Annotated in this window: 7 protein-coding genes and 1 tRNA gene; 5 read left to right on the forward strand and 3 right to left on the reverse strand. The window is 38.3% G+C overall.

The window, feature by feature from the left end; genetic code table 11:
- The first annotated feature begins 2 nt into the window (after positions 1 to 2).
- Both P3L40_RS20485 and P3L40_RS20490 read left to right on the forward strand, forming a co-directional pair.
- Positions 3 to 1319 carry an ATP-binding protein gene (locus P3L40_RS20485; RefSeq protein WP_071548674.1) on the forward strand — a complete coding sequence of 439 codons (1317 nt, stop codon included), beginning with the start codon at positions 3 to 5 and terminating at the stop codon, positions 1317 to 1319.
- Positions 1316 to 3511: a DEAD/DEAH box helicase gene (locus P3L40_RS20490; RefSeq protein ID WP_154637199.1), complete on the forward strand. Its 2196-nt coding sequence runs from the start codon at positions 1316 to 1318 to the stop codon at positions 3509 to 3511. The genes P3L40_RS20485 and P3L40_RS20490 overlap by 4 nt, the downstream gene beginning before the upstream one ends.
- A 119-nt stretch (positions 3512 to 3630) precedes the next feature.
- On the opposite strand, the gene P3L40_RS20495 is transcribed toward P3L40_RS20490, so the two are convergent.
- The 3 genes from P3L40_RS20495 to P3L40_RS20510 form a co-directional block, all read right to left on the reverse strand.
- Positions 3631 to 6681: a DEAD/DEAH box helicase gene (locus tag P3L40_RS20495; RefSeq protein ID WP_154637200.1), complete on the reverse strand. Its 3051-nt coding sequence runs from the start codon at positions 6679 to 6681 to the stop codon at positions 3631 to 3633.
- A 395-nt stretch (positions 6682 to 7076) separates the two neighbouring features.
- Positions 7077 to 8348 (reverse strand): tyrosine-type recombinase/integrase, encoded by a 1272-nt coding sequence (locus P3L40_RS20505; protein WP_154637201.1) that lies wholly within the window; start codon positions 8346 to 8348, stop codon positions 7077 to 7079.
- Positions 8349 to 8536: 188 nt separating this feature from the next.
- A tRNA-Leu gene (locus P3L40_RS20510) sits at positions 8537 to 8621 on the reverse strand.
- Positions 8622 to 9035: 414 nt separating this feature from the next.
- Between P3L40_RS20510 and ampH the strand changes: the two genes are divergently transcribed.
- From ampH to P3L40_RS20525, 3 genes are all read left to right on the forward strand, one after another.
- Complete coding sequence (gene ampH, locus P3L40_RS20515) at positions 9036 to 10259, forward strand: D-alanyl-D-alanine-carboxypeptidase/endopeptidase AmpH (RefSeq protein ID WP_210853024.1); 1224 nt, start codon at positions 9036 to 9038, stop codon at positions 10257 to 10259.
- A 203-nt stretch (positions 10260 to 10462) separates the two neighbouring features.
- Positions 10463 to 10906, forward strand: coding sequence for a hypothetical protein (locus tag P3L40_RS20520; protein ID WP_136134054.1), 444 nt, complete (start codon positions 10463 to 10465; stop codon positions 10904 to 10906).
- Positions 10907 to 11088: 182 nt separating this feature from the next.
- Complete coding sequence (locus P3L40_RS20525) at positions 11089 to 11592, forward strand: hypothetical protein (RefSeq protein WP_210853021.1); 504 nt, start codon at positions 11089 to 11091, stop codon at positions 11590 to 11592.
- The last annotated feature ends 37 nt before the right edge of the window (positions 11593 to 11629 follow it).

An 11629-nucleotide genomic window follows, 5' to 3' on the forward strand; every position in this document is an offset into this window, starting at 1 on the left:
TTATGTCTGATATTCGTATTCGACTCAAAGAACGAGACGCCATTATTAACTCATTGAAATCAGGCGTGACCCCTAAAATTGGTATCCAGTATATTCAAGTTGGTCGAGTTAACGAAATAAAAGCTTTGTATCAAGATATCGAGCGTATTGTTGATGGCGGTGCGTGTTTCCGACTAATTATCGGAGATTACGGTTCAGGTAAGACATTTTTTCTAAGTGTCGTTCGTTCAATTGCATTAGAGAAAAAGCTAGTAACTGTCAGTGCTGATTTATCACCAGAGCGCCGTATTCATGCTACAGGAGGGCAGGCACGCAACCTCTATTCAGAACTAATGAAAAATCTATCCACTCGAAGCAAACCGGATGGCAATGCTTTATTAACCGTGGTTGAGCGGTTTATCACCGAAGCTAGAAAGGAAGCCGATAGTAAAAACTCCTCTGTTCCGACAATCATTCATCAAAAACTTTCTGAGCTCTCTGATATGGTTGGTGGCTATGACTTTGCTAAAGTTATTGAGAGTTACTGGCTGGGTTATGAGCAAGATAATGAAACATTAAGATCAAATGCTATCCGGTGGTTGAGGGGTGAATACACGACAAAAACCGACGCTCGTATCGACCTAGGTGTACGTTCCATTATTTCGGACTCTTCCTTTTATGACTCACTAAAGCTAATGAGTCTATTTGTTCGACAAGCTGGATATGCTGGTTTGCTGATTAATTTGGATGAACTAGTTAATTTATACAAACTGAGTAATACCCAAGCCCGGGTTGCTAACTATGAGCAAATACTTCGTATTTTAAATGATTGTCTACAAGGAACGGCTGAGTATATTGGTTTTTTACTTGGCGGCACACCGGAGTTCCTATTTGATCCACGTAAGGGATTATACAGTTACGAAGCGCTCCAATCACGATTAGCTGAAAATAGTTTTGCTCAGCGAGCGGGGGTTATTGATTATTCATCTCCATCACTACATTTAGCAAGTCTGACACCCGAAGAATTATATATCTTGCTAAAAAATCTTCGTCACGTTTACTCCAGCGGAAACATGGATAACTATCTTGTTCCTGATGAGGCATTAACAGCATTTTTACACCATTGTAGTAATACTATCGGTGATGCTTACTTTCGTACACCACGAAACACCATTAAAGCTTTCCTAGACATGCTAGCTGTACTCGAACAAAACCCTTCCATTCAATGGACTCAATTAATTTCAAATGTCACCATTGAGAAAGAGAAGCCGAGTGATATGGATGAAATTATATCAACAGGGAATACTGATGAGGACGGCCTCGCGGATTTCAAATTATGACGGCTGAATATCAGTTGTTAGATCCACGCATACAAAAGTGGATATATCGGCAAGGCTGGACAGATCTCCGAGAGCTGCAAAAAAAAGCAATTCCTTCAATATTGTCTGGTGATAGAGATGTGTTAATCAGCGCGGCTACCGCCGCGGGTAAAACTGAAGCTTTTTTTCTACCAGCCTGCTCTGTGACTGCAAACATTAGGAATGGCTTTGGAATTTTGTATATTAGCCCGTTAAAAGCCTTAATTAATGACCAGTACCGACGATTGGAAAGCTTAGGTGATACACTAGAAATGCCAGTCACACCTTGGCACGGCGATGTTACACAAAGCAAAAAATTAAAGATTAAAAAAAATCCTTCTGGGATTTTACTGATAACGCCTGAATCACTAGAAGCAATGCTTATCCGTAATACAGGATGGCTAAAACAGGCTTTTACTCCATTATCTTATATCGTCATTGACGAGTTTCATGCCTTTATCGGATCCGAGCGAGGTATGCAGCTTCTCTCTTTATTAAACCGTATCGACCATCTTCTAGGAAGGATTAATAATCCGATACCCAGAGTCGCGTTAAGTGCCACTCTAGGTGAACTGGAACAAGTACCATTATCTCTCCGACCGAATCAAAGTTTGCCCTGTGATATAGTTACTGACAATCAAACTCACTCTACACTGAAGGTACAGGTTAAGGGCTATTTGGAACCTCTAGTCATTTCAGGCAAGCAACCCCCTATGTCAGCCGAAATACAAATCTGCCACGATATTTTTCGATTTTGCCGTGGTGATTCCCATTTAGTGTTTGCTAATAGCCGTAAGAGAACAGAAAGTATTGCAGCTACACTTAGCGATCTCAGTGAAATGAATATCGTCCCCAATGAGTTCTTTCCTCATCATGGCTCATTATCAAAAGAGCTGCGAGAAACGCTCGAACAACGGCTCCAGAAAGGTAATATCCCTACCACCGCTATTTGTACAATGACTTTAGAACTCGGTATTGATATTGGTAAAGTTAGCTCTGTAGTGCAAGTTACTGCCCCTCACTCCGTCACTAGTTTACGCCAGCGAATGGGCCGTTCAGGCCGACGTGGTTCTCCCGCTATATTAAGAATGTTAATTGCCGAGAATGAACTGGTGCCTACATCAGGTATAGTTGACCAACTCAGGCTTCAGCTTGTTCAGTCATTGGCAATGATACGCTTACTTATTGGCAGTAAATGGTTTGAGCCAGCGGATATTCGTCAAATGCATTATTCCACGCTGTTTCACCAAATATTGGCGATTATTGCACAATGGGGAGGTGTACGAGCAGATCAACTCTGGCTACAGTTATGTCAACAAGGACCGTTTCGAAACGTTTGCATCGATGACTTTAAAATGCTGTTACACCATATGGGGAAACATCAATTTCTGACGCAAACTTCTAGTGGTGAATTAGTTCTCGGAGTAGAAGGTGAATATCACGTTAATCAGTACACTTTTTATGCCGTATTCAATACCCCAGAAGAGTTTCGTATTGTTGCAGGAAATAAAACACTAGGTTCCATTCCTGTTGATTCACCACTAATGCCAGAACAGCATATTATTTTTGGTGGGCGACGCTGGAAAGTGACTGATATCGACGATGAAAAAAAAATTATTTATGTCGAAACAACAAAGGGAGGGCAACCACCTATTTTTGGCGGTGAAGGAATGTCTATTCATGATATCGTTCGCCAAGAAATGTTTATGATTTATCAAGAAGGCGACTACCGTATCGCTATTGATGATCGTAAAGCTGATTTTGCTGATACTACAGCCAGAGCATTATTTGATGAGGGGCTACAATGTTTTCGTAGTAATAATCTAGCTTCGGAATATTTTATCCAACAGGGACAGCATGTTTATATTTTCCCTTGGTTGGGCGATCAAACTGTAAATACTCTGTCAGCATTGCTTATCCTACATGGCTTTAAAGCAGGCTCATTCGCAGGTGTTATTGAAGTTGAAAAAACAACAGTTATTGAAGTTAAACAGATGCTAGCTAACATTCTTCGAGAGGGATTACCTACAGAATCAGTCTTAGCGGAAAAAATCTCAGAAAAATGCCTTGAAAAATATGATGAATTTTTACCAGAAATATTACTTAACAAGGAATACGGGCTGCGAGCTTTCGATATTAATAGCATATCCAATTGGATAAAAAAATATTGTTAGAAAATACAATGCCACAATAAAAAATAGCCACAAATCGAAAGTGGCTAGTATAGTTATGACTTGTGACATATATAAATTATATTATCATTTTATAACATATTGTTTTTATAGTTATTCGTCTATGGCGAAACAAATATTTTAAGATCCACATCATAGTCATGAGCTGTCGCTAACCAACTATTGATTAATTGAAAAGCTTGTAATGTTTCACCATTTGCCTCTGGGCCAAGTTTTAATTGATTTTCAAAATGATCAGCAGAAAAACTATTTGCTGATACAATCCAAATTTCTTTCTTAACGGCAGTAGAACGTCTTCTTGCAGCGACAGTATCCCAAAGTTCGTTGAGTCTTTCTTGCCTATCCTGTTCATTATGGGCACTAAACAAATCACCGTTAAAAATTCGAATCCTTTCACGAATGCATTGAGTCGCTCCTGATGAAGGCCAAGCAGTACTAAGTCTTCCCCAATTACTTGGTCGTAAGTTGACATCACTGCTAATAAGCATTTCGATATTTTTAATAGCTTGAGTACCAACTTCCGCAAGCGCGCCTGCAGATGATTGAGGATTAACAGAACTACCGCATTTTACATGAACAAAAACCAACTTATTTTTAGATGAAACAATAAAATCTGCAGGTTCAGTGCCCATGTCAGTAATAATTAATAAATCGGCTTCTGGGATATATGGAGCAAATGGACCTAGATCACGTAGAGTGGGATTAGCTAAACCATTAGATTTCAATTGATCTACCAAATAAAAAATAGAGTCAGAACAAAAACCTTCATTTATAATTTGATAATTATTGTTTTGATAGCCTTTCTCATCTAGATTATCTCCAAGCAAAGAATCAAGACCTATAATTACATTAGCAAGGTTAGAAGTACCTAGTTCAAAAGTTTCCGCCAATGGTAACTTTAATTGATAAAATTTTCCTTGAGAAAATCCTATTCCATCAGCAAGCAAAGCTTTGTATAATTTTTCATTGAGAAGATTTTTTATTTCTTGATAATTTTCACCATCTATTGAATAAAGCATATCTGTTTCTGGCACTATATTTAAAAATGGTTCTTCACTTTGTAAATTAACTAATATTTTACTCTCATCAATACCCTCAACAAGTAAAGCACCATCATTATATTCCAAATATAAAAATGAATTATCCAGAGAGTATCTATTGCCATTTATCAAAAGATGAATAGGTGAATTGAAATCAGTTAAAAAATCAAAAATCAAACTCTGTACTTCAAAAGTTTCATCAACTAGAATTGGTTTTGCATATGAGTGAACCAATGCATTATTTAGATTTATATTCGCAGATATCACATTATCAATACCCAAAAGCCAGTCATTCAAGTCTGCTAAACTAAATGATGATTCCTTTTGATCTGATATACGGCCAGAATCAATACCTACGTAATAACTACCTTTCTTTTTTTTCCACTGATCATATGTATCACATCTCATAGTCGCTAGCCTATATGATGCATTTGATTGTATGTCAATCATTTGCTCTAAATTACGACCTTTTACAGCAATACTCTCTGGTCGTTTTCTTGCAGAACTGATTGATTTACTGCTCGTTTCCTTTGCTGATGACGACTCACCCAATGACATCACATTAAATAACTTATCTTGAGACAATACAGAACCAAGATTTAAATCTTTATCGCCACTAAACCGACGTCCACGGCTATCATAAATAGCAACAACATTATTTGATAGTTGTTTAAACAATGTAATCTCAAGCGATGGTTCGAAGAAAAACTGATCTGTCAAAAATCTAGATTTATTAAAGGCAATAGATATAATGCCACGAATACCCATTTCAGTATCAAACTCTTTCGCAAGCTCACCTTCTTTATTGCAACGCCAATAAAGCTGATCAGACATTAGCTGACTACAAAAACCTGTTGATTGGTTTAGAAAACAGATAGAAGCTGTTGGAATATTTAATGATTTTATTGGATCAAATGTGTTTAAATCAAACTTGCTTACAAAACGATTTCCATAATAGCTAGCATTAGGGAATGCTTCCAAATACCGCTCAATCAGTTTATTACTATCTAAGGAGGCTATAAATTTTTTAACCGCAGCTGAACTATTAAGTGAACTATCAAATTGTCTGTAGTTTTGCCACATTTTTTCATTTGCATCATTATTTATTTCTAAAACTATTGGTTCCACTTCCTCGTATAAACGAACAACCCGCCCAATAGTTTGGACTAACTCTCTCCCACTATTTACCGTATAAGTCAATACTAACAATTTTGCTTGAGGGATATCGATACCTTCATCAAGTTTTCGCTGATGAATAATTACTTCATAGCTAGAATTTTTAATATCTGCAGGAACGGAAACTTTTACATTTTCCCTTTCGTCTCTCATAAACTGCTCATGAATTGCCAGAACATTAAATTCATCAGTTAACAGCTGGTAATAGTGACTTATATCTTCAAATTTTTCACATTTTATTATGCATTTTATCCCTTCATTCATATCTAAGAACTGACGAATATTTGAGACTAAATTATCAGGGGCCACAGATATAAAAGTAGGATCTTTTAAAACATTATCAGCCAGCGCTCTTTCAAAAGTATAAATATAACTAGCATCAGACGTAATATCGAATTGAAATAGATCATTACGGTAAGGAGTTGCCGTAATAACAATTTTGTGAGCATCAAAACCTCGAACTAAAGTGCTCCAAACTGGTGAAGGTTCAGCATGTCCTTCATCAATAATAATAAGGTCTATATTTTGCTTTAACAGCTCAAGTTGATCACTGGTAAAAGTTTGCAATTTTTGGAAAGTGGAAACATAAATTCCATTTTTAGAAATATCATTTACACAATCAAATACTGGCTTGAGTGTGATTTCTTCATTTTTTGCTCTATCGTTAAAAAATTTTCCATTTATCTCCTTGAAAAGCTGATCACATACAGCTCTTCGATGACATAGTACTAAGACTCTTTTTTGTGTAGCCTTATGTGATAAAATACTGATTACACCAGATTTTCCAGCACCTGTAGGTAAACTAATTAAGCAAGAATTAATATCTTCATTTAATGGTTTTCTCAAGTAACTAAGTGCAGTTCTAATACTTTCTTTCTGACAGTTTCTAAGACTTTGCCATAAAATAGGATTAATAGTAAAACCACTCACATTCATATCAATATCCTCAAACTAGTCCATTAAAGATGAATTCAATTTTGTGATATATTAAAGAATTAAAATATATCTGAGCTTAATTTTTTATAATTAATTACAATTTATTTTGATTAAAATATTTACCTGTATACTACCACAAATAAGGATAGCTAGTTTTAGTTAAAAGTTCCCCCAAATTACGCCCCTCCCCCAACTCATCCATGTAATCTACATACCATTGCATAATTTTACACCCTCCAAATACTGAGCATAGTTATACGCGCCACGAATAACATTCTTGTCAATATGCACGAGCTGAATTTCAATCCATACTGAATTAAATTCCTTCTCATGCAATATCAACTCATCATGCCGCGGAAACCATTCTTTATACTCTAATAAATCAATAACCTAATTTAAATCTCCTTTAATGAGTCACCCAACTTAGCAAAACTAAACGGTGAAATCTCCCTCTCCCTATTCGCATCCAGATAATCCGCCCACCACTGTACCATCAGCCGCCTTTCCTCAATATGCTCCGCCTTATGAATATAAGCAGCCCTGACTGAATTACGCTCTTGGTGGCTCATCTGCCTTTCTACAGCATCCTTCGACCATAGCCCTGACTCAATTAACGAACTACATGCCATCGTTCTGAAACCATGACCACACACCTCCGTCTTAGTGTCATAGCCCATCACACGTAATGCGTTGTTTACCGTGTTCTCACTCATTGGCTTTCTAGGATTATGATCGCCGATAAAGATCAGTTCGTGGTTGCCGCTGAATTGATAGATCTGTTTTAAGATCTCAATGGCTTGTCGACTTAAAGGTACTAAGTGAGTAGTACGCATTTTTGATCCGCGATGTGAGTGTTTAACGCCTTCTATCGCTTCTCGTTCAGCAGGTATCGTCCACATGGCATTTTCAAAATCGATTTCATCCCAACGTGCAAAACGCAGTTCGCTGGAACGAATAAAGACTAATAAGGTAAGTTTGACTGCAAGTTTAGTTAAAGGTCTTCCCTTATAATCATCGATGCGTTGTAAGAACTCAGGTAGGCGTTTAAGCTCTAATGCCGCTCTATGAACTCGTTTGCCTGTCGCAACTGCGCCAGCCATATCTTGTGCAGGGTTATAGTCGATTAAACCGCTTTGTACGGCATAACGCATAATAGCTGTCACACGTTGTTGTAAACGTGCAGCGACCTCAAGACGTCCAGACATCTCTACAGCTTTAATCGGTTCGAGGAGATCACGAGTTTTCAGTTCGGCAATATTACGTTTACCAATAGCAGCGAAGATATTGTCCTCAAGACTTTTTAGAACTCGATGGCTATGCCCTTCCGACCACTTCTTATTTGTTGCATGCCAATCACGTGCAACCTTCTCGAATGTATTAAATTCTTTTTGTTGCTCTTCTTTCACTTCTTTGCGTTTTTCGCTTGGATCAAATCCGTTAGCAATTAACTTTCTGGCGGCATCTCTTTTCTCTCTGGCTTCTGCGAGTGAAATATCAGGGTAAACACCCAGAGCTAACATTTTTTGCTTACCGCCAAAGCGATACTGTAAACGCCAATATTTTGAGCCGTTGGTATGTACCATCAAGTGCATACCATCACCATCAGTCAATTTATACGATTTATCCAAAGGCTTGGCAGCCCTGACTTTAGCATCAGTAAGAGCCATAATTTATCTCCTTGCGTTGGTACAAACTATTATCGAATCGAGAGATACCAACACATATACCAACAATAGGTACTTGATGTGGGTTGACCTTAGTATACTTGGGAAGACTGAAAAGTGGGGAAAAGCCTTGTAAAACTGGGATTTCAGATACAAAAAAAGACGTCGGTTGACGTCTCTTGATGTTCTTATGGTGCCGAAGGCCGGACTCGAACCGGCACACCCGAAGGCGGTTGATTTTGAATCAACTGCGTCTACCAATTCCGCCACTCCGGCACGAAGTGATGTGTTTCTTGGAAAACGCTGCCATTATACTTGCCTTGTGTCTACTGGCAACACTTATTCGTGAAGATACTGTTTGTTCGATTAAAAAAAAAGCATATTCCTTAGATCTGATAAAATCACAAAGAAAGCTTCTTTTGTTTATATATCTATTAATGAGTATGTTAACTTCTCCCAAATTATTTTTCTTATCGCAAGGCTCTGTGGCTGGCGGCAGGTCATTATTTTTGTTAGTTTATCTGCAATCTAATGTCAATATTTAAGGTTTAATCATGGGTTTTGTTGGGTGGATAGCAACAGGTATCTTTATTGGCATCTTAATTGGTGTCGTAATGAAGATTTTCGCTAAGAAAAAATAATATTGGCTGAAAGGTCATTTGCAAACAATCATATCGGCTGGCTTCCAACATGAAGAAATCATTTCTAAAAATTCTGTCTGTATCTGCATTGTCTTTGGTGTTAATGGCGTGCTCAAGTAAGACAGAAAAAGCACCAAAGTTTCTGCAAAGTAATGATATTGAATCCTCAGATTGGCAGGTTTTTGAGGGAGATAGAAGGACTTACGAGCGCGTCGCTAAGATTGTCGATTTGTATGCTAACCGCATTTTTAATGAAAGCAATGCACGGGGCATGGCAATCATTGTTATCGATAATAATCAGGCGTTATCACGCTATTATGGTGAAACCGCACCTGGCAATGGTAAAAAACCCGGTCCAAATTCATTAATTCGCATTGCATCAATTACCAAATTAATGACAAGCGAAATATTAATTAAGCTCGAACAGGATAAGAAGCTGTTAATTACTGATCCGTTACAGCTGTATGCCTACCACGGCGTTAATGTGCCTGATAATGCCAGCGGGCAGCCTATTCGCTTATATCATTTAGCGAGCCATACCAGTGGATTACCTCGAGAACAACCCGGTGGAAAATGGGGCCGCCCTGTTTTTATTTGGCCAACTCAAGATAACCGTTGGACATGGCTAAAAACAGGTAAGTTAGATGCGACACCAGGCACAGAAGCTTCTTATTCCAACTTAGCATATGACTTATTGGCTGATGCGATGGTTAAAGCTTCGGGAGTCTCTTACCCGCAATTATTTAACCACTATGTGACGTCTCCCGCCAAAATGACGAATACCACTTATACCCCCAATAATGCGCAGTGCGCACGGTTAATGGAAGGAACAAAACCAAGCCCTTGCCATAACACACTCGCAGCAGCAGGAAGTGGTGGCGTGTATTCTACCCCTGCAGATATGCAAAAATGGATGCAGCAATTTTTATCGACAGACAGTAACTTAAGAAAAGTCACAGCAGCCCGTGAACAAGGCATCTATTTTCCACGCGAAAAGCTTTTAGAAATTAAAGGGATGGATGTTGCAGGCCATGCTGATGGGCTCGGTCTTGGGTGGGTGTATATGAAGCCTAAAAACGGCACTCCGGGAATTTATCAAAAAACTGGCGGTGGCGGTGGGTTTAATACCTATATGGCGATGATCCCACAGCAAAATATTGGGGTATTTGTGGTGATGACCCGCAAAGATAACAGTAAATTCAGTAAATTAACAATTGGAGTTAACGAACTGGTCGCTTCACTGTCTGCTAACCATGCGTATGGGAAACATTGAAGGAGTACCGCCGAAGCGTTACAAGCAATGGCGAGTTACACCCCAACCTTAAAACGTGGATTTACCCGCATTATTACATTAATTGCGACAACAGCCTGAGATATTCAGGCTGTTTTTGATAATTTTCTTAGCCTTTTTTATAATCAATTTTATTAGGTTCTCGATAATATTTTAGTAATGTCATTTACTTATAAGAGTCCATAATGAGAACCAAGAACTCCTCAACAATACTGAACTATCATTCCGAACCACAACGTAAAATTAGCCCAATCGAGTTTAATAACATTCTGAATGATATTAAAAACCACTGTATTAACAGCCCAAAAGAGTTAAAAGCAAGATCAATAACTATCTCAATCCCCAAAAGCTATTCTGATGATTTTGAAATGCTAGCGATTAAAGCCTATCGACAAGAAGAGCGGCGTATTTATCGAGAAGAATGTTCTGCTGCTTTCAAATTCAAAACACATAATGGGATGAAACGAGGCATTTTTTCTTTAGCTCAACAACTGGCTAATAAAAGCGGTGAAAATATTTTAGCGATGGATCCCCAGCCTCACGCAGCCCTCCCCAAAAGAAAATTATTTCGGCCACAACCGCCATTTATCGCCTTTATCAGCGCACTCGGTTATACACTTTTTAGCTAACAGTAAAAAACGCTGAGTTATAACCGCCAAAATAGTTAGCAAAACCATGTCGTTACCTGATAAATATAATAGCTTGGCCCTTCAAGCTATTATTTCACTCTCGATGTCGCTTTATACAATGTTTTTACCTGCCGAAAAGCTAGGATTATTTTCTCTCTCATTTTGTTAAAATAGGAAGTCAGATGAACATATCTTCACTTTTCTCACACCATATACTGCCCCCTTCCACGATTAAACAAGGTAGAGCATCTGAATTAGTTTTACGGCTCAGAAAAATCTATAATCACCACACAGCTTACCCCACTCCCCAGCAGCCTACTCAGATAGAAATCGATCTTAGCCAGCTTAATTATCTCAAACTGGGAAACAATCAAAAAGAGTTAGAAAAAACCGCTGAATATAAACAGTTAGTCGATAACACTCGCCAAAAAGCACAAAATGAATTTACCGAAAAAGTATGGAATTACGCCTACCCTCTTCGTCAGTCATATACCGCTAACGGTGGAATGTTTTCTTACGCCCAACAATTAGCTAACAAAAGCCGTTGCAATGTCATTGGTGTTAAAGGTGAGTATATCCCTGCATCAGAGGAAAATAAGCTGCAATACTTTATTTTTCACCCTAAAAACAAACTGTTAGGGATTATTTGTCACTTAGGTAATGCCCTGCTAAGTCAGCGATGCTAAAAAGAAAAAGGGCTGTGCCTCCGAAGACGCACAGCCC

Origin of the sequence: Providencia sp. PROV040 (assembly GCF_032706145.1) — a bacterium.
Classification (GTDB): Bacteria; Pseudomonadota; Gammaproteobacteria; order Enterobacterales; family Enterobacteriaceae; genus Providencia; species Providencia hangzhouensis.

What these genes read in the sequence shown, in the direction of transcription:
- P3L40_RS20520 (WP_136134054.1), top strand. Translation starts at nt 10,463, where the DNA reads ATGAGAACCAAGAACTCCTCAACAATACTGAACTATCATTCCGAACCA.
- P3L40_RS20525 (WP_210853021.1), top strand. Translation starts at nt 11,089, where the DNA reads ATGAACATATCTTCACTTTTCTCACACCATATACTGCCCCCTTCCACG.
- ampH (WP_210853024.1), top strand. Translation starts at nt 9,036, where the DNA reads ATGAAGAAATCATTTCTAAAAATTCTGTCTGTATCTGCATTGTCTTTG.
- P3L40_RS20495 (WP_154637200.1), bottom strand. Translation starts at nt 6,681, where the DNA reads ATGAATGTGAGTGGTTTTACTATTAATCCTATTTTATGGCAAAGTCTT.
- P3L40_RS20505 (WP_154637201.1), bottom strand. Translation starts at nt 8,348, where the DNA reads ATGGCTCTTACTGATGCTAAAGTCAGGGCTGCCAAGCCTTTGGATAAA.
- P3L40_RS20490 (WP_154637199.1), top strand. Translation starts at nt 1,316, where the DNA reads ATGACGGCTGAATATCAGTTGTTAGATCCACGCATACAAAAGTGGATA.
- P3L40_RS20485 (WP_071548674.1), top strand. Translation starts at nt 3, where the DNA reads ATGTCTGATATTCGTATTCGACTCAAAGAACGAGACGCCATTATTAAC.